Below are 23,426 nucleotides of genomic sequence, written 5' to 3'. Positions count from 1 at the left end.
AGTGGATCCGGTGTTAAAGACGAGAAATACGAACTCCGGTTTCGAATCGGAGTGGGAAGGTTATCTTACCATTCCGTTCATTTCCCAATGGAAAGAAAAAACAAATTCCTTCCCTTGGAAAGCAGGATCCCAAATCATTCTCGATCTGAAAAACATCCAAAGAATCGACGCCTCCGGAGTACAACTTCTTGTTTATCTGAAGAAAAAGTCGGAAGATAAACACTGTCTTATGACCATCCGCAATCATTCCCTCCCCGTCTTAAAATGCTTCGATTTACTCGGAGTGGTCTCCTTCTTCGGAGACAAAATCAAACTTAAAAAAGAATACGCAAACGAAGTAGAATTTTCTTACGGAACCAAGAAGGCCTAAAGATGGATCTATCCGAAGTTATAGACGCATATCTTTTAGAGTCCGATGAACTTTTGCGGGAGATGGAATCCATCCTTCTGCAAATGGAAAAAAAAGATCCCGATTCCGAAATGATGAACGCACTTTTCCGCGCCGTTCATACCATCAAAGGAACGTCCGGAATGTTCGGGTTCGACAAAACGGTAAAATTCACTCATATTATAGAAAATCTTTTGGACAATCTGAGAGAAGGAAAACTCAAATCAAACAAAGATTTGGTGGATATACTCCTTCGAGCCAAAGACCAAATGGATTATTTGGTGCAGTCGGAACAGAAAGGAGAAATCTCTCAGGAAAAATCGGAAGAAGGCAAAAAGATTTTGGATGCGATCGCACCTTATCTGGAAGGAGGTATTGCGGCAGCGCCAGCAATTGAAAAACAAGAGACAGTTTTTTCTTCCGTCATTAAATCAACTCCTTCCGTATCCTCTTCCCTTACTCTTGCAAACTATCTCATTTCTCTTCGTCCGAAACGAAACGTATTCCAAAACGGACTCGATCCGATCTCTTTTTTAACTTACTTAAAAAAATTGGGTAAAATTCTTTATCTGCAAACCATTATCTCAGAGATACCGACAAACGAATCTTATCTGCCGGAAGATTGTTATTTAGGATTTGAAATTTTTTTCCAATCGAAGGAAGATTCCGAAAAAGTAAGAAAGGTTTTTGAATTTATAGAATCCGATTCCTTTTTGCATATACTACCGCCGGGTGCCAGTGTTGAAGACCTAAGTTATTTAGCGGGACAGCTTCCTGAAGAAGAAATCTTTCTGGGAAATCTTTGGAGAGAAATGGGAGTTCTTTCCTCGGAAGGACTTGTACAATTTTTACGTTTTTTTTCTCCCACCTCTTCCGAACCGGAAGCGGTCCATGCTACTGTAGTTCCAGAATCGACCAAAGAACAAGAACTTCAAAAAGCGGAGTTAGGCAAAAGCACTATCCTGAAAGTGGATTCCAAAAGAGTGGATCAGCTCATCAATCGTGTGGGAGAACTTGTGGTATCTGCCGCAAATTTAAACCAACTTGTATCAGGTAGCCAAGATTCCAATCTGCAAGAGTCCTCCTTACTGGTCAGCAGACTTCTCAATGAAGTCAGGGAAATTTCCCTGAAACTCAGAATGGTTTCCATAGGAGAGGTACTCCAGAAATACCAAAGAACGGTTCGAGATATTGGGAAAGAATTAGGCAAAGAAATCGTTCTTCATATCGACGGCAAAGAAACGGAACTGGATCGAAACATAGTAGATAAGTTAGGTGACCCACTCATCCATATTCTGAGAAACGCATGTGACCACGGTCTGGAACCTACGGAAGAAAGAATTTCCAAAGGAAAATCGAAATCGGGAAACATTTGGCTGAATGCCTACCATGACACAGGTTCGGTAGTGATAGAAATCAAAGACGACGGGAAAGGAATTCAATCCGATTTGGTTTGGAAAAAAGCACTGGAGAAAGGGCTGGTTTCCGGTTCAAAACCGGACCAAGAAGAGGAAGTTTATAAACTTCTGTTTCATCCCGGTTTTTCCACAGCAGGCTCTGTGACCAATCTTTCCGGAAGAGGTGTCGGTCTGGATGTGGTTCAGAAAAACATAGAGTCTTTAAGAGGAACCGTTCAGGTACATTCCATCCCCGGCCAAGGAAGCCGATTCGTCATACGCCTCCCACTAACACTTGCCATCATAGAAGGTTTTTTAGTCAGTGTAGGCACTTCCCTTTACATACTTCCCATGGAGATGGTTCTGGAATGTTTGGAGTTTTCTCAAGAGAATTCCGATGGCAAAAACGACTACTTCGCGTTACGTGGAAACCTGATCCCTTTCCTCAGAATGAGGGAAATATTCCCGCAAGAAGAAAAAAAGACAAATGCAAGAGAAAATATAGTCATCGTTCGAATGGGCGATAAAAAAGCCGGCGTTGTAGTAGAACAACTATTCGGTGAATTTCAAACGGTCATCAAACCGATGGGAAGCGTATTTCATAATGTAAAAGGAGTCAGCGGTTCCTCCATCCTTGCGGATGGAAGAGTCGCTCTCATCATCGATCTACCGTCTTTATTCGAAAGAACGGTAGCTTTGGAAAAAGCAAAAAATTAAGAATAAGAGGACAAGTATGAAAAATTTAACCGTGGGAACTAAGCTGGTGCTATTCTTTTTGATCAGCGCTTTTTATGTTCTATGGATCTCGGTTGTTTCGGTTCAAAAATTGAATTCAATCGGCGATTCAGTAGATATCATTTCAAAGAACCACCTCAAAAAGGCAGAATACGTATTTGTGATCCTCCAGAATAATTTAACCATTCAGAGAAATCTTCTTCCTGCAATGGAGGCTACGTCCCAAGAAGAAGTGAAACTGAAGTGGGACGAAATCAAAACCAAAAGGGAAGAAGTGACCGAGTTATGGAAAAAAATCCAGGCACTCACTACTTCAAAAGAACAATTGGATGAGATTTCGGAAGTACTTCAGAAAAGATCCGAGTTCGGGACACTCCTCTTACAATTCCAAAACGAAGGTTATACGGAAGTAGATCCTTTGAAAAAGGAAAAATTAAAAGAGAAACTGACTAGCGCTTGGACGGATTATACGGGTGCTCTCAGCAAAATCAACGAAGCAGTATTTTCTGATACGCAAGACATCAACATTGCTGCGCAGCAAAATATAGAATCAGGCACTCTGATTTTCGTGATTGGAGGCATCCTATTCGCACTCATAAAAACGACTTTGCTTTTCTTGATCCTCAGAAGCATCTCCACTCCTCTTAAAAATGCAGCGGTTGTCACTCAAAAGATTGCAGCAGGAGAAAACGACCTGCGCCTTACAGTAAGTGCAAAGGACGAAATCGGAAATTTATTCAAGTTCATCAATCAAATGCTGGATGGTTTGATAGAAGAGTCAAAAAACAACTTACGAATCAAAACTGCTTTGGACAACGTATCAACAAACATTATGATGGCGGACAACGACTTAAAAGTGAACTATATGAACAAGTCCATTGTGAATATGTTCAGAAAGACGGAAAACGAAATCAAAAACCAACTACGTCATTTCTCCACTCAAAACCTGATGGGAAGCAATATCGATTCCTATCACAAAGATCCTTCTTATCAGAGAAAAATCCTCTCCACATTCACTGCCGAATTCAAATCCAGCATCACGATCGGTGGAAGAATTTTCGATTTGATCGCAAATCCTATTCTGACTGAAAAAGGGGAACGATTGGGCTCCGTTGTGGAATGGTCCGACGTTACCGAAGCAAGAAAGATCGAAGAGGAAAAACAAAGGTTATCCGATGAAGCGATGAGAATTCAAGTCGCACTGGACAATGTTTCTACGAACGTCATGATGGCGGACAACGAATTGAATGTAGTGTACATGAACAAGGCCATCTTACAAATGTTCCAAGTGGGAGAAAAAGACATTCAAAAACAACTTTCTTCCTTCAACTTAAAATCTCTGATGGGAACGAACATCGACAACTTCCATAAAAATCCTGCCCACCAAAGAGGGATTTTAGGAAGTTTCACCAATACTCATAAAACCTCCATCGTCATCGGAAGAAGACATTTTTCTTTGATCGCGAATCCGATCATCAACGAAAAAGGACAAAGACTAGGTTCCGTTGTGGAATGGTCCGATATCACAAACCAAGTTGCCGTTCAGGAAGAAATCGACGGAATCGTAAATGCCGCCATCCGAGGAGATTTCTCCAAACGAATTTCTATCGAAGGGAAAGAAGGTTTTTATATGAACCTCTCTTCCGGAATGAACAAGTTGATGGATATTTCTTCGAAGGGACTCAATGAAGTGGTTCTGTCTTTGGAAAAACTTTCCAACGGAGATCTTTCCGGAATCATCACGAATGAATATTCCGGAACTTTCGGTATGCTGAAAGAGTATGTGAACAATACTTTAGAAAAGCTGGAATCGATTTTAGGAGACGTAAAACTCAAGGCGGACACTTTGAAATCCGCTGCGGAAGAAGTATCCTCCACTGCAGGAACTTTATCTCAAGGTGCCAGCGAACAAGCGGCTTCCGTGGAAGAAACCTCAGCTTCTTTGGAAGAGATGGGCGCTTCAATCGATCAAAATGCCGCAAACGCAAAACAGACAGATGCGATCGCAACGAAATCCGCTAAGGAAGCAAAACAAGGGGGAGATGCAGTTAAAAATACTGTTTCCGCTATGAAGGAAATTGCGGATAAAATCTCCATCATTGAAGATATCGCCTACCAAACCAACTTACTTGCGCTAAACGCAGCTATCGAAGCGGCGAGAGCGGGAGAACATGGAAAAGGTTTCGCAGTGGTTGCCTCAGAAGTCAGAAAACTTGCGGAAAGAAGCCAGAAGTCTGCCAACGAAATCGGAAGTCTTGCGGGCGGTTCCGTGCAAATCGCGGAAACTGCGGGAAAACTCATCGAAGAGATCGTTCCGGCCATCAACAAAACTGCGGATTTGGTTCAGGAAATCGCGGCGGCAAGCCAGGAACAATCTTCCGGTGTGAACGAAGTGAACAAGGCGATGGGCCAGTTGGATCAAGTCTCTCAAAGAAGCGCATCCGCATCGGAACAGCTTGCCGCCATCGCGGAAGAGCTGAAGTCCCAAGCGCAACAACTTCTCACTTCCATCAGTTTCTTTCAACTCAATCAGTTTAAGTTTCAGTCGAGAGCGGAAACAAAATTCGGAAGGATCAGTTCACAATCGACGTCTTCCCATCGAGCGGACGATTCGTCCGATGACGATCGTTTTCAAAAATACTGACAGGTAGGAAAATACCATGCAAGAGATCCAATATCTCACCTTTCAGTTGTCGGACGAAATTTTCGGATTGGGGATCCTCCATATTAAGGAGATCATCGAATACGAATCGGTCACTCATGTTCCTATGATGCCGGAATACATTCCGGGGGTCATCAACTTACGGGGAAATGTGGTACCAGTTTTGGATCTGAACAATCGTTTCTACAGAAAAAAAACGGAAATCGGTCGCAAAACATGCATTATTATCACGGAAGTTTCCATAAATAAGGAAACTCTGGATATAGGATTGTTAGTCGATTCCGTAGATGAAGTTGTCGACATTCCTCAAGCCTCCATCGAAGCGGCGCCCAGTTTCGGAGCAAAGATCCGTCTGGATTTCATCCAAGGCCTGGGAAAAATAGATACAGGTTTTGTGATTTTACTTAAAATCGACCAGGTACTGAATCTGGACGAACTCTATCAAATTCAGGAAAAAACGAATCTAATGCCGGAGGTATAATCCAAATGATGGAGGCACCTTTTCAAATTAAAGATCGTTTTCTCAACCCCGGTGAATTCTATTTCGGGGGACCCGATTTAAGACTTAAGACTCTTTTGGGTTCTTGCGTATCGATCGTGTTATGGCACCCTACCAAATTCATAGGTGGGATGTGTCATTATTTACTTACCACTAGAGGAGATAAAAAAACGGAATCTTTTTCACCGGACGGAAAGTACGGAGACGAAGCATTCTGCCTTTTTATGGATGCGATCCGAAACGCAAACACCAAACCGACCGAATACGAAGCCAAGATATTCGGAGGAGCAGATATGTTTTCCAGAGAAGAAAAATCGATCGCAGGTTCCCATCTGGAAACCAAAGCCAAATTGATCGGTCTTAGAAATGTGGAGTTCGCAAAAATCAAATTGAAAGAAAATTCCATCAAAATCGTTTCAGAAAACACAGGCGGATCTTCCAGCAGAAAAATCTTCTTCACTCTTTGGGACGGGGAAGTCTGGTTGGAATCCCATAAAGAGCACTGATATGAAAAAAATCAGAGTATTCGTAATCGACGATTCCGCAGTCGTAAGACAGGTACTTGGTGAACTTTTTTCGAAGGACAACTCCTTCGAATTTTTAGGAAGTGCAGCAGATCCGATCTTTGCTATGGACAAAATGGCCCATGTGTGGCCGGACGTAATCATACTAGATATAGAAATGCCTCGTATGGACGGGATCACATTCCTCAGAAAAATCATGAAGGATCGCCCCACTCCCGTAGTGATTTGTTCCACTCTAACGGAAGAAGGTTCTGAAACCGCAATGATCGCCCTTTCTTTGGGAGCTGCGGAAGTTATCACCAAACCTAAAGTAGGCTTGAAGGATTTTTTACACGAATCCTCCATCCATCTTACGGATGCAGTGTTAGCTGCCTCGGTCATCAATCTGGGAAAATTGAATGTAACTCCTCAAAACGAATCCAAACAGAACAAACCGTTAAATAACGATATTTCACAAATTCAAGCAACGGAAAAAATAGTGGCGATAGGAACTTCAACGGGAGGAACCATCGCCTTAGAAGATATTCTCACCAAGTTGCCTAGAACGAGCACTCCAGGAATCGTCATCGTCCAACATATGCCAGAAAAATTCACGGAAGCATTCGCAAGAAGATTGAACTCCGTTTGTGAAATCGAAGTGAGAGAAGCAAAAGACGGAGATAGAGTTCTGCCTGGGCTTGCACTCATCGCTCCAGGCAGCAGACACATGCAGATCAAACGGTCGGGAGCTCAGTATTATGTGGAAGTGACCGATGGTCCTTTGGTGAACCGTCACAAACCTTCCGTGGACGTTCTATTCCGTTCCGTTGCCAAACACGCAGGCAAAAATGCAAAAGGAATCATCATGACGGGGATGGGAGACGATGGAGCAGCAGGATTATTAGAAATGAGACAAGCAGGTTCTTATACGATCGCTCAGAATGAAGAAAGTTGTGTGGTGTTCGGGATGCCTAAGGAAGCGATCCGAAGAGGAGCGGCAGATTTAATTCTGCCGCTGGGAGAAATTCACAAGTCCATCATTGGGTTTTATTAACTTAAACCCAACTCCGTTGTTGTTTTTACTTTTCTAGCTCTGATCTCTTCCGGAGATTCTTCCTTTAGAACTTCATCCGGTTTGATCTTGAAGATCGGCTGTGCTTTTCCAACGATCTTTCCGTCGGAATCCACCATCAAGTTCTTCACGACCGTTCCGCTAACTGGAGCCAAGATCTTATTGAACATCTTCATAACTTCGATGATGAACAAAGGCTGGCCTGCTACGAAATGATCCCCTTCCGCAATGAGTGCGGGAAGATTAGGAGCTTCTTTCGAATAGAACATTCCTCCCATAGGAGCAACAATTTCGTCTCCGCTCATCTTAGGAGGAGGGTTCAGAGTTTTGATCAATGCATCTCTAGTATCGGCAGTTTTGAATTCAGTAGGAACGACTCCTTCCAAATCCTCATTGATGTCCAAACCGAAGAAGTTCGATTTTTTACCGATGTTCGGGATGATTTCAAGAATTTCCAAGCCCGCTTGAAAACCTCTATGGGCTGCTTGCGATTGAGTCCATTGAGCGTCAGTAATGCGATCCGGTTTAGGATTTTTACCGTTTTCCAAAGTTTGGCTCAGATCTTTCCAAGAAGCGATTCCGGTTCTGGTTTGGATTTCGGAATAAAAATCTTTTGCTTCCGCAAGAAGAGTTTCATCGTGATCCCAAATCTTTTCGGAAGAAGGTTTCCCTTCCGTGTTTTCCAGATTCAAATAGTAATATAATTTTTCCAAAAATTGGATCGGATTTTCCAAGAAAACGGCTTTGTTTCCTTTTCTATCCCACAACTTCCCATCGTAATATCCTAAAAATCCGCCCAAAAGATGAGGGTTGGCGAAAATTTTCTCCAAAGGACGCAGAACAAGAGTTAATTTTTTAGAAAGAACTTTTTTCTGATCCGCATCGGCTTTTTTGATTTTTTCAGACCAAAGGTATTCCAAATCGATATTGTTCAGAACGGATTGAAGAGAACCGATTCCCGCAAGATAGGAAATCATAAATGCAGTAGAAGGTTTGAACATAGCGTCCTTACCCAAAATCCACTGAATGAGTCCGTAGTGAACGAGCAAATTGGTTTCTAGATTTTGTCCTCTAAGCTCCGTTTTGCGAAGCATATTCCCTAAAATTTCCAAGTTCTTTTTACGAGATTCCCCGTAAGAAACCAGAAGAGCTACATTGGAATCGTAAGCTCCGGCTAAATTATAGTGTACGAAAGAGCCGGTATCCGGGTTGCGGGTGCAAATCCCTTGGTCGTCCCGAATCTCTCCTTCCAATGGAGGAGACCAATTTTGAATGATTCCTCCTGCGTGAGGCTGCAAAGCTCTGTTGGTTGCGTTGATTCTCACTTCCGCACCGGAAACGTTACGCAACACTCTTTCCGGCTTAGGAACTCTAATTCCGTGAATGGAAAGAACAGCCATCGCTTCCACAAGAGAGTCGATGAAAAAATATTCGTTCGGATTTTGAGGATTCACAAACTTGAGTTTGTAAACCATCTCTGTCACTCTGTGCTCCACTTGGATACGAGTGTTTACTTCCATGAAAAAGAAGTTATTTCCTTCAACGATACACTCGAAAGTGGAAACACTATTGAGTCGGATCGCCTTACCGAAAACTTCCGCTTGGTTTTCCATGTCCTTGAGAGTCAGTAGATCTTTTTGCAGGATCTCCGATTTTTTAGGATGGGTTGCCTTACATTTTTCCGCTTCTTTTTGAAGAAGTTCCTGAGTAAGAGAGATCTCCAATAACTTCTGTTCGTGCATCTGCAAAGAACAATCTCTTCCGCCCAGAGACAAAGACCATTCTCCGTTTCCGATCAGCTGGATTTCATTGTGACGAGTGTTTTCGATGTTCAACTCGATAAGGAAGTTACGATTGGAACCGACTGCGGTCACTTTGGATTCTGCCAAAATTTCCATAACAGCGGAATCAATTTGAGACTTATCGTTAATGACACGTTGTCCCTTACCGCCACCGCCACCGATGTATTTGAAACGAACCCTTTTGCCAGGGAACTGTTTCCAAATGGTTTCCAATTGGATCTCGGATTCTTTTTGAAGGTCCGCAATGGAAGTTAGATCGATTGTTTTTTCATAAGAAAGTTGGAGGAGGTTTTCCGCATTCTCTTCTAACGAAAGTTTATCGTTGAATTCGAAATTGATTTGGTTTTCTTTTGCAGTCTTGAGAATTCCTTCTTTGGAATTTCCAGTCTTACGAACCAAAGCAAGAGCGGTGATGTTATCCACCCCGGGAGTTACGGAAACTTTCAATGATCTTGCTAATTTTTTAGCTTCGTCTTTCGCTCCCGCACCCTTTGCTACATGGGAGCTAGGTCCCATAAAAGTGATGCCTGCATCTTCTATGGCTTCGATGAATTCAGCATCTTCAGCCATAAATCCGTATCCTGCAAAAATATGAGTGTATCCGCCCGTTTTTGCGATCTCTATGATTTGTTTGATTCTGGCTTCTTTTTCTTCCTTACCTGCTCCCATATAATCGGGAACTCTATGAACGTTTTCAGGGAAACGGAAGTTTCTAAGTTCAGGTGCGAGCGCCTTAGGATAAACGATGGAGTCTTTTTCGGAAAGTAAAATCCCGTATTCTCTCACTCCTATATCATCGAAAACATCCATGGTTTCTTTACGAACCGGGCCTCGGCAGACGATCAAACACTTGATGGATTCAACCGTAAAGGAACGAATCCAGGAAGAATCGGATTCTTGGAATTTAATGCGATTTAGATTTTTATCTAACATGGATATTATTCAAACTCCCTTTGAGGGCCGCTCATCGGAGCGGGAGTGTATTTTGACATCAAATAGTTCAGGTTTGTCGAAAGAACCTTTCTAGTGTAACCGGGAAGAATGATGGAAGAAACGGAACCCAAAGAAAGAGCTTCTTTCGGATTCATTAGTTCCTTTTCATATCTTTGACCGACTTCGAAAAGTTTACCGTCTCTTACGGAAACAGCTTCTTTTTCGGACATTCCTTTCTTCAAGTTCGCTTGGAACTCTTTTTGAATGGAAGTGATCTCATCCTTATAAACGTATTCCTTTCCTGCAGGACCCATAACCGCGATTCTTGCAGTAGGAAGAGCGAATACAAGAGAAGCTCCAGTGAAGTAAGAATTGAAGGTAGCGTATGCTCCTCCGAATGCGTTACGAATGATTAGAGTTAAACGAGGAGTTCTGAGGTCGATGATGGAATCGAGAAGTTTTCTTCCTTCCAAAACGATACCGTTGTGCTCTTGGTCTCTACCAGGAAGGAAACCTGTAGTATCTTCCACAAACACCATAGGAATGTTGTAAAGATTACAAAATCGAACAAAGCGAGTTCCTTTTCTAGAAGCACCGATGTCGATCTGTCCGGAAGAAACAGCGGAGTTGTTCGCAAGGAAACCGACTACGTTTCCACCGATACGACCGAAAGCGGTAACGATGTTTCTCGCTCTTTGCGGCTGCACTTCGAAAAATTCTCCGTGGTCGCAGATTTGTTGCAAGTATAGAGTGATGTCGAAAGGAGTGTTCATTCCCGTAGGACTGTTGAAAGTTTTGCGGAAAAGAATATCCTCTTCGTAAATGAAACGATCCATAGGATCGGAAGTAGGATAAAATGGAGCGATAGAGCGGTTGTTATCCGGCAGGTAAGAAAGAAGACGGATCGCAGTACGAAGAGAACCCAGCTCATCTCCTGTCACCAAATCCACAACCCCTGATTGTCCGTGCACCTTAGGTCCGCCCAAATCTTCCGCAGAAATGTCTTCGCCTAGTACGGATTTTACGACACCTGGTCCGGTCAAACCGAAGAAAGTATTATCACATTGGATCATAAAAGATCCTTGGCGAGGAAGGTAAGCTCCTCCTCCCGCATTGAAACCGAACATAAGCATGATGGAAGGAACCACACCGCTGATCTTACGAAGTGCAGTAAACGCTTCGGAGTATCCGTCGAGTCCGCCCACTCCCGCAGGAACATAGGCACCTGCTGAATCGTTCATGCCGATGAGAGGAATTCCATGTTCTCCTGCCATCAAAATGAGTCTGGCAAGTTTGCTACCGTTCGTTGCATCCATGGAACCGGCACGCAAAGTGAAATCGTGTCCGTAAACGGCAACGTCTCTTCCTTTGATTTTCAATATTCCCGTAACAATGGAGGCTCCGTCCAAATTCGGACCCCAGTTTTGGTAAGTGATGTTAGGTTCTGAATCCGTAAGTACTTTGATTCTTTCCCAAACCGTCATACGGTTTTTGGAATGTTGCACTCGAATTCGATCTTCTCCACCGCCTTGGAAAGGTTTTTCAATCAACTCTTTTCCAAGTTTTAACGCATTGTCATAAATCCCTGCGGGACTAGACTCGCCGGGCTCCGATTGTTTTTTGAAAGGGTTTTCTAGGGAATACTGCTTGGTTTCCATAAGGTTTTTTCCAATGTTTTGAGTTGAATCACTTAGAAAAGTGATTTTTAAGAGAGTGCGGCGTTCAGATCGGGATAGATGGTAAAAAGCTCTTGCATCCCGATGATTTCGAAGACTTTTTCCACCGCAGGCTGCAAACCGCAGATAGAAATGGATACTTTCATTTCCTGACAAAGCCTAAGAGAAGTAACAAGCATCCTAAGTCCTGCCGAAGAGATAAAGTTCACTTCGCTTAAATTGTACACAATCGAATGAGTGGCTGTCTTTACCATGCCCATCAGATTTTGCTCCACCTTATGCGTATTGTGGACATCCAAATTTCCTTGGACGTGAATGACCAGTTTGTCTCCGACGAATTCGGAATGGACGCTGACATTACTCTCGTTCATAGTATTTTTTTCTCCAAGTAGGTGTAGTTTTTATTTTCCTTAAATTCGTAACTGACTTTATCCATAAGTTTTTCCATCAGGAAAACTCCGAACCCGCCCTTTCGTTCCCCTCTCATATTCGCTTCCAAGGAAGGAGAAGGAACCTTGTCTCTGTCGAAACGTCTGGCTTCATCCACCAAAGTGATAACCAACTTTTCTCCGAAAATCTCAATGATGCAGTCGAAGTAAGGTTGCTTCAGTTCGGTATTTTGGTATCCGTGCATGACAATGTTAGTAGCAGCTTCATCCAAAGAAACCAAAACATCATCGAAAGCGTAAGGAAGTTTGATCTTAGCCTCTAATTTTTGAGCCAAAAAATCCCTCAGTTTGGGGATTTCAGAGCCGATGGCGGAAAACCTCTGAGTGTAAAACTCAGATTTAAATTCAGGAAACTTTAAGATCATTACGGTAAAGTCGTCGTACTGCTCGGACATACCGGAAAAGTTTCGAATGATTTGATAGATCTCTTCGATGATGACCTGAGACGGTTTGTCTTTTCGGGAAATGATTTCTTGGATGAGTCTTTCCAAACCGAACTCTTCTTCGAATTGATCTTTCTCTTCGATGGCTCCGTCCGTGTAAAAGACCAACATATCTCCTGGGTGGATATCGAACTCCCCTCCGATATAATTTCCTACGGGAACCACACCCAAAGGAGCGCCTTTCCCTTTCAATAGTTCGTAAGTTCCGTCCTTTCTGATGCGAAGTTGGTCATTATGGCCCGCAGACGCAAAACGGACCTTATTCGATGAAGAATCGAAACTGGCAAAAAACAAAGTTACGAACATACCTGACTGAGAGTCTTCGTAAATCAGTGAGTTGGCTCTTGTCAATAGTTCGGAAGGAGAAAGTTCCGAAGTCCTGGAAAGAGTTCGAATGATGGATGATGACATCGCCATAAAAATGGCAGCGGGTAAACTTTTACCGGAAACATCAGCGACAAGAAAAGAAAATCTTTGGTCGCCGTAAGGATGGAAATCGTAAAAATCACCTGACACTTCTTTTGCGGCAACCGACTTTACTCCCAAATCGAAATCAGTGGATTGCAGTATGGAATTGGGTAAAATATTATTTTGAATGTTTCTAGTAATTTCGATTTCTTTCTCTATGGATTTTTTGGTGATGATCTCCTGGTTCAGCCTCAAGTTCTCATAGGCTTTTGCAAGGGGAGAAGAAATCGTCTGCAACATACGTAAATCAGCATCGCCGAACATACCTTTGTTCTTTTTATTACAAACGTAAAGAGCCGCTTTCAAAGAACTTCCGCTAGGTGACACAGGAAGCACTAAAAAGTTATCTTTTAAGACGAAAGATTCCAAACCTAAAAATTCCTCTTCCGTTTCTTTGGTGACTTTTCCCAGTTTCGCTTCTTTGGATTGGATCGCTTTCAATACAAGGCTGCTTTCGGAAAGTTCATAAAAAGATTCGAAAACGATTCCGCCTTGTCTGGCATAGACTTGGATGAGATTCTGTTTCCCTTCCAAAAGAATGACCATCCCCGCATCGTCCGCATCCAGCTCTTTTGTCAAGATAGTGAGGCATCTGGACATAAGGCCAAGTTCGTCGTGGGATTCCAAAACTGCCTGACCCAGTTCGAAGATGGATTCCAAAGTGCTCAACTTTTGTTTGAGCGCAAAGTTCGTTTGATTCAAGTCTTCCAAAAGACCCGTTTTCTGAATGGCAACGGCGCAGGCGGAGGAAAAAGACAAAAAGAAATCGATATCGTTTTGACTGAAGTTGTTTCGATCGATGGTATTGATCGCTTCGATGACTCCGATCACTTCCTCTCCCACGATGAGAGGACTTGCCAAAATATTTCTAGTGATGAAGTTGGAGGCTTTGTCCACATCCCGAAACACTCTAGGATCGTTTTGAGCATCGTTGATGATCATCGGCTGTTTTGTGACAGCAACGGTTCCCGCAATCCCTTGTCCGATAGGAACCTTGATTTTAGCGACCTCTTCCTTTTTTTCACCCGTAACCGTATGAAAGAGCAAAAATTCTTTTTTATCATCCAATAAAAGAAGAGAACTTGCTTCCGTTCTAAAAACGGACTTCGCAGATTCCATCACCATTTCCAAAACCTTGCTCAGATCCAAACTTTTGTTGATCAGAACGGAAACGCGGATGATTTCTTCCAGGAAATAATGCAAACGGTTGTTGTTATTATGAATATTCGAATTATCTAATAGAAGGAGTATAGATGTAGTGAGTGCGCTAAAAAACTGCCCGTCGCCTTCCGAATAAACTGTATCCTTAAAAAGTGCGGTCAGATTCGATGCAAAATAATTGATTAGATCCAGATCTTGTGAGGAAAAATGATCGAAATGGCGGATCCCCTCCAAAACGATCACTCCCAAAGAAAGTTCCCCCATCTCTTCCCCCAAATAACAAGCCAAATACGATTCTTCCAAAGGAGGGGAATTTTTAGAAAGATGGGTTCCTTTGCGAAGAAGAAGATTTTTTTTAGATAAGAATACGTGTTTGGCGATTCTTCCAGCGGATTCCAAATCTTTGATGGCGCCTACACGGGAAAGATTTCCGCCTTCATTCTTAAGGTAGAATGCGCCCGATTTGGCGGAAACCAAACGTTTCGCTTGACTGAGAATGAAATGATAAAGGTCGGTGAGTTCGCTGGAAGAGGAAACGAAATAACCTCCCTCTCTCGATTTTTGAACGACGGGAGGAAGAGGAAAAGAACTCACTTCTTTAATCTTTGTTAAACTTTAACGACTCTTCGCGAAGTTTTTTATTTGCGTCTTCCAAGGCTCTGATCTTATCGAAAGCACCTAAGAGTTCTTCTCTGCTGAGATTGGAAACCATAGAACTAGCTTGCACAGTCTCTTTTGCTTCTTTCAATTCGGAGCGAGAGTAATCGATGATTTGTTCGTACATGCGAATGATCTCATCTGCGTTTGCTAACTCTTGTTCGTTGAGTCTCAACACTTTTTCATAGCCTTTGATGATATCCGATTGGATTTTCAGCTTCTTATTCAAATCTTCAATAGTTTCTTGGGCCATAAATACAATAGTTCCTTCTCACTCCAGGATTCTTTCGATTGACAAGCGACGATGAATTCACACTTTGGTAGTGCAATCGGGGACGTAGCTCAGTTGGGAGAGCGTTTGAATGGCATTCAAAAGGTCGGGGGTTCGATTCCCCTCGTCTCCACCACCACTCCCATTTTTCCATAAAATTACCCCGATTTTGATCTAATTGTCAAATTCTTTTTCCCTTAAAGCAAAGAGATCACTTGATCTCTAAGGCCACTCATTCGAATCTAATCCCCAGTAGAATTTATGGCAGTTAGAAAAATCTTAAAGATAGGCAATCCCCTCCTCAGAGAAACCAGTGAGGACATTCTGGAATCCGAAGTTCAGACAAAGGACTTCAAAAAACTAATCCGAGACATGTTTGAAACCATGAGATATGCGGATGGAGTCGGTTTGGCCGCTCCTCAAATCGGAGTTCTCAAAAAAATCGTAGTTGTAGGACAAGAAGAAGAGAACCCCCGTTATAAAGGCACCCCGGAAGTCCCCAATCAAGTCATCTTAAATCCGGAAATCACTCCCCTGGCTCCTGCCGGAGACGGTTTTTGGGAAGGTTGCCTCTCTGTTCCGGGAATGAGGGGTTATGTGGAACGGCCGAACAAAATCAAAATGAAATGGAGAGATGAGAACTTCGAAGAACATGAAGAGATCATCGAGGGTTACAGAGCCATCGTGATGCAGCACGAATGTGACCATTTGTTCGGAGTTTTGTACGTAGACAGGCTCAAAAGCACGAAATTGTTCGGATTCAATGAAGACATTGATACCGAAGGCAAACTTTTAGATTAAGATTCGAAAATACGCATATTTAGGAGCCTAACATGGGTTCTTCGCTCGTCCAATACTTTCTTTCCAAGAGCTTATTCGTCAATCTGCTCACATTTTTGATTTTGGTTTTGGGCGGGCTGACCGCCTTTACGATGAATCGGGAAGCCTTTCCCAATATCAATTTCGATATCGTAAGCGTTTATACCATCTATCCGGGAGCATCTCCCTCCGATGTGGAAAAATTGGTCACCAAACCGATCGAAGACGCTCTTAAGGAAGTGGACGGACTCAAAGAATATCGTTCCAGTTCCCTGGAAAACCGTTCAGGAATCATCATCACCATCGATCCGAACGTAAAAGACACAAAAAAAGTGGTGGATGACATCAAATCCGCAGTCGATAGAGTGCAAGATCTTCCTGAAGATGCGGAAGATCCGGTCATTGCAGAGATCACTACTGCCAGACAACCTGTCATTGAAGTCCATTTGAGTTCCTCTTGGGAAAACGGAAAACCGGTTCTTTCTCCCAAAGAACTGAGAGACGAAGCGAAAATTTTAGAGGACAAACTCAAAGAACTTTCCTCCGTCGCAAGGATCACCAAACGAGGATGGAATGAGAGAGAAATGAAGGTCGATCTTTTTCCTGACAGATTGACCGCATATTCCATCTCTTCCACTCAGGTAGTGAACGCACTTCGATTGAGAAACATCAATTTCCCTGGCGGAAACATTTCAGAAAGATCGAAAGAAATTATAGTCAGAACCGTAGGAGAATTCGACACACCTGCGGAGATAGAAAACGTATTCGTCCGAACGAACGATGCAGGGCGATCCGTACGCATCAAAGACATCGCCAGGGTTACGGAAAGTTTCGAAGATTCAGAATATCTGGATAAATCGAACGGATATGTCGCCATCGCTCTCACAGTCATCAAAAAGGAGAAATCCGACGCCATAGACGTTGTGGAAGATTCCAAAAAGATCGTTAAGGAATTCGTAGCGTCTTCGAAAGGCAAAGTCAAATACGCATTCGTAAACGATTTATCGAAATACATTAAACGAAGATTAGGCGTATTAACATCCAACGCTTTGACCGGACTTGCCCTAGTCACCGCCTCTCTTTTCGTCTTTTTAGGATGGAGAATGGCGCTTATGACCGCCATAGGCATTCCTATATCAGTCGCAATGACATTCATAGCGATGAAATATATGGGGCTCACCCTCAATTTGATTTCCATGATGGGACTTATCATAGTGGTAGGTATCCTAGTGGACGATGCGATCATCATCTGCGAAAACGTGTATCGCCATTTGGAAATGGGAGAAACTCCTTTCGAAGCGGCCCTCAGAGGAACGAACGAAGTGATCGCTCCCGTCACTGCGACAGTAACAACCACTATCGCTGCCTTCGGGCCGATGCTCTTTATGACGGGCATCTTCGGAAAATTCATTTATTCCATTCCTCTTGTGGTGATCATCTCCCTCTGCTCATCCCTATTCGAAGCTTTTTTTATGCTTCCCTCTCATTTGTATGATGTGAGTAAATCTTCGAATTTGAAAGGGGAAATTAAAGAAGAGTCGAATTGGTTTCTACGCTTCAAAAAAAGATATTATCTGCCGTTACTTTCCTTCGCTTTAAAAAACAAACTCATCATGACATTCATATTGATGGGGGTCGTGGTTCTTGCGGCGATTTTGCAGGCGAATTTCGGAAAGTTCAAATTGTTCCCTGGTGCCATAGAAACCTTTCAAATCAGGGTTCATGCACAAACAGGACTCACTCTGGAAGAAACGGATAAATTCATTCAAGCCATAGAACATTCCTTAAACGAACTCCCCAAAGAAGAATTGGAGAATTATATTTCCAGAGTGGGAATCATTCAGAAAGATCCGAATGATCCTTTTACCAAACGGGGAAAAAACTACGCTCAAATTATGGTTTATCTGACTCCTGAAGAATCCAGAGAAAGATCGACAGAAAGAATCATAGAAACGGTACGGCACAACGTCAAATTTATGTTAAACGACAAGGCTCTTCTTTTATTCGAAGAAAAGTTGGCCAAAGAAAGACAGGGAAAAAAGGAAAAAGAAGAAATACAAGTATCTCCCGTTCCTGAACGTTTCGCATCCCTGCAAGGAAAACTGATGAATTTGGAATTCGAAAAATTGGCGGGAGGGCCTCCCGTAGGAAAACCGGTCGCTATCGAAATCAAAGGGGACGATTTCGACACTTTGATGAAAATCGGTGGGGAATATAAAAAAATCCTAAACCAAATTCCGGGAGTTGTGGACATAGGAGACGATTTCAACGAAGGCAAAGATGAGATTCGAGTGACCGTAGACGAATCATTGGCGTCTCTGGCTGGAGTGAGCGTACAATCCGTATCTCTTGCGATCAATACCGCCTTACAAGGAACTGTTGCTACAAAAATCAAAAGAGCGGATGAAGAAGTGGACGTAAGAGTGAGATTCCCCGAAGAATACAGAACCTCACTCACCCATTTAAATAAAGTGTATGTGAACAATTTGGCGGGGAACTTAATTCCCGTCTCCCGATTGACCAGTTACGAACGTTCGCCAGGAAGAGCCTCAATCAACCATTTTGACGGAAAACGTTTGTTAACCGTAACAGCAAATATAGATGAAACGGTAACCAGTTCCAGAAGTGTGAATATGGAAGCCAAAAGAATCTCCCAAGGACTCATAGAAAACTATCCAGGATACTCAGTACGATTTTCGGGAGAAAACAAAGATACGGAAGAATCCATGACTTCCCTTATCGTGGCATTCGGTTTCGGAATTCTGATCATTTTTATGATCTTAGCATCTCTCTTCCGTTCTCTTGTGCAGCCTTTGATCGTGATGAGCGCAATCATATTCACTGTTCCAGGAGTGATTTTTACCTTTTTGCTTCACAACGAACCCTTCTCCTTCCTTTCCATTTTAGGAATCATAGGGCTTGCAGGAGTTGTAGTCAACGACTCGATCGTTCTGGTAGACTGCGCCAATCAATTGAGAGCGGAAAATCCGCATCTGAACAATTACGATTTATTGATAGAAACAGGCTCGATCCGATTGAGAGCGGTGATACTAACAACGATTACAACCGTATTGGGCCTTTTGCCGACCGCCTACGGAATCGGAGGAAGAGATCCGTTTTTGGTTCCGATGGCGCTTGCCTTCGGATGGGGGCTCACCTTTGCAACCTTCATCACTCTAGTGATGGTGCCGGTGTTCTATCTCACCACTTATAATTTTTTAGATTGGTTTAAAGAGAAAATTTTAAGAAAAAAGAAAACGGCGAATGCGATTTGATTTAGATCGAGAACGCCTGCTTGGCAATCGATCTAAGATCAATCCTTCGTATCGTTTAATACCTCGGAAAGGGTCACGAAACGATATCCTTTCTGAGTCATTTTTTCGATAAACTCAGGCAAGATGTAGATCAACTTATCGAACTTTCTAGGTCCTCCCAAGTGCATCAGTATGATGGCTCCGTTCATTCCGTGCGGATCACTCGATTCCCAACGATCCAAATAATCCAAAGTTTCCCTGCTGGTTTTGTAGTGAGGATTTTTCACCACTTCCTTTTTTCCGCCTTTTCCTAGTTTGTATAAGAAAGGACGATGAATGTAATCGGGAAGATCCAAAGAACCCTTTGTATTTCTAGACCACATGATATGATCGGTGTATCCCACTGCCGCATGAGAATCCAAAATCAACTGATTGATGGCACCGTAAGGGAGTCTATAGTATTTAGTGAGTTCCCTTTTAGTTAATGCGGAATAGATGTCTTCTACCCTTTTGAGTTCTTCCGCCATACGAGGAAGATCCAAAACTTGTTTGGAAAGATATTCCAACACTGTTCTTTTTCTTTGGGAAGTTTCCGTTACGGATCGGAAATAATTGAAATGACTCCAAGTGTGATTTCCGAATTCCACCTGATCCGTCTTAGCCATCTTTTTGATGATATCCAGGTTTTGACGGATAAAGAAAGATCCGCTGACATCGGAAGGTCTTTCATTAGATAAAAATACAGTTACCTTGATGTTGTAGTTTTTGATGTATTGCAGAAGAGTAGGAAGTTCTTCTCCTGTCGCCAAATCGAAAGTAAGCGCAATTTCAGGATAAGACTCGTTTCCTCTCAGGATATTTCTGCCTTTATACCCTACAGTTGCCTCTTTCAGATAATTGATGTTGTCTTCTACTTGTTTTTTGAAGTAAGAATCGGCTTCGGAATCTTCAGCTAAGGAAAGTTCTTCCCTCAATTGTTCCTGATACATCAAAGAAGAAAGACTTTGTTCCATCTCCTGGAGACTTTTATCTTTTTCCTTAACTTCCGTTTCCAAACGGGAAACGGAAAAATTCAAATATAATAAATAACTAACTAAAGTGATTAGGCCGGCGATCAAAGCGCCAGCAAGACCAAGGATCAGAACCTTCTGAACTTTTTTGGCGAAATCACGATCCTTTTCAATGTCTTTCGAAAGTTCATGAACGATATCCTGAATTTCCTTTTCTTCTTTGGTCGGATCGAGAGACATTTAGATATAAGTATCCTTATTCTTGATTATCGGATTTATCCTAGTTGTTCTTCAATTCAAGAAGGAGTCACTATCTTTAAAAATTTACCTTTTTTTCCCTGGCGGATCAAATACTCTTTTCCCCTACCCAGAACAAAATTGGGATCTGTCAATTTTTGTTCATCCAGATAGAGCCCCCCCGCCTGGATCAAACGGCGTCCTTCGGAAGAGGAAGGAATGAATTTGAGCTGGGAAAGAACGGAAACCAAAAGAGGAGGTTTTTCTAGGAACAGTTCCTCGCTCAACGTTTCCGTTTTTATGTCGTCAGGAAGGGCTCTGTTTTTAGGATCATGGATTCTTTGCCATTCTGCAACCGCTTCCCGATTCGCCTCAGCAGGATGAAGTTGATCCATAATGAGGAGAGCCAGTTCCGTCTTCACATCCTTAGGATGGGATTTTTTCTCGGAGATGGCAGTCTTTCTTTCCGCAATGGAAGCGAAAGAAAGATCGGTCAATAGGTCGAAATAGTTCCACATCAGCTCGTCGGAGATCGACATGATTTTTCCGTACATATCGATCGGAGCTTCCGTAATTCCGATGTAATTGCCAAGAGACTTGGACATTTTTTTCGTTCCGTCTAATCCCACAAGAAGAGGCATCGTCACCACACACTGAGGAGCTTTTCCGTATTCTCTTTGTAAGTCGCGGCCCACAAGCATATTGAATTTCTGATCGGTTCCACCTAACTCTACATCGGCGTCCATAGCGACCGAGTCGTATCCCTGCACCAAAGGATATAAAAATTCGATCATGGAGATGGGAGTTCCCGCTTTATGCCTTTTCGTGAAATCGTCCCTCTCCAACATACGAGACACAGTGTATTTGGAAGTGAGGATCAAAACATCTTCGAACTTCATCTCACTGCACCAATGAGAATTGTACAAAACCTGAGTTTTCTTCTCGTCCAAAATCTTAAATACTTGCTCTTGGTAGGTTTTGGAGTTTTCCAAAACTTCCTCTTTGGTCAGACGTTTGCGGGTTTCCGACTTGCCGGTAGGATCTCCGATCATTCCGGTAAAATCGCCCAACATAAATAAGATATCGTGGCCTAAATCCTGGAAGTGTTTGAGTTTTCTAAGCAGAACAAAATGACCCAGATGCAAATCGGGAGCGGTAGGATCAAAACCTGCCTTGATTCTCAATTTTCCTTTAGTTTTGATTTTTTCCTTCAGTTCCGGCTCGCTGATGATTTCAACGGCCCCTCTTCGGATTTTTTCTAGTTCTTGTTGGATCTCAGTTTCAGTTTTCATGTGCAGTGCGTAAATTTTAGATGGATGAAATGGTGACTTTTGACAACAGTTACCTAAGAATCTCTATAGGCAACCAAAGCAAAACAAACAAATGGCTCTATCCAAAGAAAGATCAAAAACTCTATCTACAGTTTCTCAAACTCAATACGACGTTCTTATTTTAGGCGGAGGGGCGACTGGTTCCGGAACGGCTCTCGATCTTGCCTTGCGGGGTTACAAAGTAGCTCTTCTCGAGAAAAAAGATTTTGCCTCAGGCACATCTTCTCGTTCGACGAAACTCATCCACGGGGGAGTTCGTTATCTAGCGCAATTTCATTTTAAACTGATTCATGAAGCTCTTTCGGAAAGAAAAAGACTTTTACAGAATGCTCCTCATCTTGTGAAACCTCTTCCGTTTATCCTGCCTACTTACTCCTGGTATGAGAAACCCTATTTTTCCATCGGACTCACTATGTACGATCTTTTAGCGGGAACTTCCACCGTCCCAGGTCATAAAAGAGTTTCCAAAGAAGAAGCACTGGATTTATTTTCCTCTCTCAAAAAACAGTCGTTAAAGGGTGGGATCAAATATTACGATGCACAGTTCAACGATTCCCGATTGAACGTAGCGACCATCCGAGCCGCAAAAGAAGCGGGAGCGGAAATTCTTTCCAGAATCGAAGTGACAGGTTTTCTCAAAGAAAACGGAAAGATAGTAGGAGTCGAAGCGAAAGATCTTATCTCTAAAAAGAAAATTTCCATTCGTTCGCAAGTGGTTGCCAACACCACAGGAGTTTGGATCGACTCCATCCGAAAATTGGACGACCCTGCTGCGGAACCGGTCCTTTCCCCCAGCCAAGGAATTCACTTGGTGTTCTCGAAGGAAAAGATCCCCTGCACTTCCGCGATGATCATCCCGAAAACAAAAGACGGAAGAGTCGTATTCGTAATTCCTTGGGAAGGAAAAGTGATTTTAGGAACGACGGACACTTCCATTAAGTCCATCGAAGAAGAACCTCTTCCATTCAAAGAAGAAGTAGATTTTTTACTCCAAACAGGAAACGACTATCTAGACACCAAACTAACCAAAGACGATATCGAATCCGTCTTTTCAGGACTCAGACCGTTGATCTCTTTGGATCAATCCAAAAATACTAAATCCATTTCCAGAGAAGAAGCGATTTTGGTTTCCCCTTCCGGACTGGTCACTATGTCCGGAGGAAAATGGTCCACCTATAGAAAGATGGGAGAAGACTTATCCGACAGACTCATCCAAGAAGGAAAGTTATCTGAGAAAAAGGAATGTTCCACTTACGATTTTCCTTTCCCAGGAAAAGAAGGTTATTCTTCCGATCTCTACAAAACTCTGCAAAATAAATATTCCCTTTCCAAAGAATCTGCTCTTCGTTTGGCGGACTCTTTCGGAGGAGAAGCGGAATCCATTTTGGGAAAAAAACCGAAAGAACTGAAAAAAGGAACGGAATACTTCGAGGAAGAAATCGCACATTTCGTGGAAAAAGAATTCGCACTTTCTGTGACGGATGTTTTGGCAAGAAGATGGAGAGTTTTGTTCTTAGATTTGAAGCTTGCCGGTGAACTGGCAGAGCCTGTTGCCAAGTCCTTAATGAAACTTTTGAAGTGGACAGAAGCTGAGAAAAAATCTTCCCTCAAAGAATGCAAAGATTTGATTCAATCTCTGCAGGCAACCATCGATTGATT

The 23,426-nt window shown here is 42.7% G+C and carries 16 protein-coding genes, 1 tRNA gene and 1 pseudogene; 11 read left to right on the top strand and 7 right to left on the bottom strand.

Annotated features, from left to right (window positions below):
• Window position 1 precedes the first annotated feature (1 nt).
• The 7 genes and pseudogenes from EHS15_RS13730 (at window position 2) to EHS15_RS13705 (ending at window position 7,238) form a co-directional block, all read left to right on the top strand.
• Window positions 2-370, top strand: coding sequence for an STAS domain-containing protein (locus EHS15_RS13730; protein ID WP_135761132.1), 369 nt, complete (start codon window positions 2-4; stop codon window positions 368-370).
• Window positions 371-372: 2 nt separating this feature from the next.
• Entirely contained in the window at window positions 373-2,502 is a 2,130-nt protein-coding gene (locus tag EHS15_RS13725) for a chemotaxis protein CheA (RefSeq protein WP_135761131.1), read from the top strand.
• Between the two features lie 16 nt (window positions 2,503-2,518).
• Window positions 2,519-3,034 (top strand): annotated as a pseudogene (locus tag EHS15_RS19525) (MCP four helix bundle domain-containing protein); the annotation flags it as partial.
• Window positions 3,035-3,088: 54 nt separating this feature from the next.
• On the top strand, window positions 3,089-5,164 hold the full coding sequence (locus EHS15_RS13720) for a methyl-accepting chemotaxis protein (RefSeq protein WP_281277643.1): 2,076 nt from the start codon (window positions 3,089-3,091) through the stop codon (window positions 5,162-5,164).
• A 16-nt stretch (window positions 5,165-5,180) separates the two neighbouring features.
• The gene (locus EHS15_RS13715; protein WP_135761130.1) at window positions 5,181-5,663 is read left to right on the top strand and encodes a chemotaxis protein CheW; all 483 of its coding nucleotides are present in this window, start codon (window positions 5,181-5,183) and stop codon (window positions 5,661-5,663) included.
• Window positions 5,664-5,668: 5 nt separating this feature from the next.
• A complete protein-coding gene (locus tag EHS15_RS13710; protein WP_342775523.1) occupies window positions 5,669-6,187 on the top strand; it encodes a chemotaxis protein CheD in 519 nt (172 codons plus the stop codon).
• 1 nt (window position 6,188) lies between these two features.
• Window positions 6,189-7,238, top strand: coding sequence for a protein-glutamate methylesterase/protein-glutamine glutaminase (locus EHS15_RS13705; protein WP_135761129.1), 1,050 nt, complete (start codon window positions 6,189-6,191; stop codon window positions 7,236-7,238).
• Here EHS15_RS13705 and EHS15_RS13700 read toward each other — a convergent pair.
• Genes EHS15_RS13700 through EHS15_RS13680 form a run of 5 tightly spaced genes read right to left on the bottom strand, consistent with a single transcriptional unit; the run spans window position 7,235 to window position 15,098 of the window.
• A complete protein-coding gene (locus tag EHS15_RS13700; protein ID WP_135761128.1) occupies window positions 7,235-9,991 on the bottom strand; it encodes an ATP-binding protein in 2,757 nt (918 codons plus the stop codon). The two genes, EHS15_RS13705 and EHS15_RS13700, sit on opposite strands and share 4 nt — an antisense overlap.
• Window positions 9,992-9,996: 5 nt before the next feature.
• Entirely contained in the window at window positions 9,997-11,649 is a 1,653-nt protein-coding gene (locus EHS15_RS13695; protein ID WP_135761127.1) for an acyl-CoA carboxylase subunit beta, read from the bottom strand.
• A 47-nt stretch (window positions 11,650-11,696) separates the two neighbouring features.
• Window positions 11,697-12,038 carry an STAS domain-containing protein gene (locus tag EHS15_RS13690; protein ID WP_135761126.1) on the bottom strand — a complete coding sequence of 114 codons (342 nt, stop codon included), beginning with the start codon at window positions 12,036-12,038 and terminating at the stop codon, window positions 11,697-11,699.
• Window positions 12,035-14,782: a SpoIIE family protein phosphatase gene (locus EHS15_RS13685; RefSeq protein ID WP_135761125.1), complete on the bottom strand. Its 2,748-nt coding sequence runs from the start codon at window positions 14,780-14,782 to the stop codon at window positions 12,035-12,037. Before EHS15_RS13685 ends, EHS15_RS13690 begins: the two co-directional genes overlap by 4 nt.
• A 4-nt stretch (window positions 14,783-14,786) precedes the next feature.
• On the bottom strand, window positions 14,787-15,098 hold the full coding sequence (locus EHS15_RS13680) for a hypothetical protein (protein WP_135761124.1): 312 nt from the start codon (window positions 15,096-15,098) through the stop codon (window positions 14,787-14,789).
• Window positions 15,099-15,176: 78 nt separating this feature from the next.
• On the opposite strand from EHS15_RS13680, the gene EHS15_RS13675 reads away from it, so the two are divergent.
• The 3 genes from EHS15_RS13675 to EHS15_RS13665 all read left to right on the top strand — a co-directional run bounded on the left by EHS15_RS13675 (window position 15,177) and on the right by EHS15_RS13665 (window position 19,210).
• Window positions 15,177-15,252, top strand: a tRNA-Ala gene (locus EHS15_RS13675).
• Between the two features lie 125 nt (window positions 15,253-15,377).
• Complete coding sequence (gene def, locus EHS15_RS13670; protein WP_135761123.1) at window positions 15,378-15,917, top strand: peptide deformylase; 540 nt, start codon at window positions 15,378-15,380, stop codon at window positions 15,915-15,917.
• Between the two features lie 32 nt (window positions 15,918-15,949).
• Entirely contained in the window at window positions 15,950-19,210 is a 3,261-nt protein-coding gene (locus EHS15_RS13665; protein WP_135761122.1) for an efflux RND transporter permease subunit, read from the top strand.
• Between the two features lie 38 nt (window positions 19,211-19,248).
• Here EHS15_RS13665 and EHS15_RS13660 read toward each other — a convergent pair whose 3' ends face one another.
• Window positions 19,249-20,439 carry a polysaccharide deacetylase family protein gene (locus EHS15_RS13660; protein WP_135761121.1) on the bottom strand — a complete coding sequence of 397 codons (1,191 nt, stop codon included), beginning with the start codon at window positions 20,437-20,439 and terminating at the stop codon, window positions 19,249-19,251.
• A 56-nt stretch (window positions 20,440-20,495) separates the two neighbouring features.
• On the bottom strand, window positions 20,496-21,728 hold the full coding sequence (gene tyrS, locus EHS15_RS13655; RefSeq protein WP_135761120.1) for a tyrosine--tRNA ligase: 1,233 nt from the start codon (window positions 21,726-21,728) through the stop codon (window positions 20,496-20,498).
• Window positions 21,729-21,819: 91 nt separating this feature from the next.
• Here tyrS and EHS15_RS13650 point away from each other — a divergent pair, with 91 nt between their 5' ends.
• On the top strand, window positions 21,820-23,424 hold the full coding sequence (locus EHS15_RS13650) for a glycerol-3-phosphate dehydrogenase/oxidase (RefSeq protein WP_135761119.1): 1,605 nt from the start codon (window positions 21,820-21,822) through the stop codon (window positions 23,422-23,424).
• The last annotated feature ends 2 nt before the right edge of the window (window positions 23,425-23,426 follow it).

Source organism: Leptospira idonii, from assembly GCF_004770995.1.
GTDB lineage: Bacteria > Spirochaetota > Leptospiria > Leptospirales > Leptospiraceae > Leptospira_A > Leptospira_A idonii.
The sequence above is the reverse complement of the archived record's forward strand: the minus strand, read 5'-3'. Positions and strand labels throughout refer to the sequence as shown.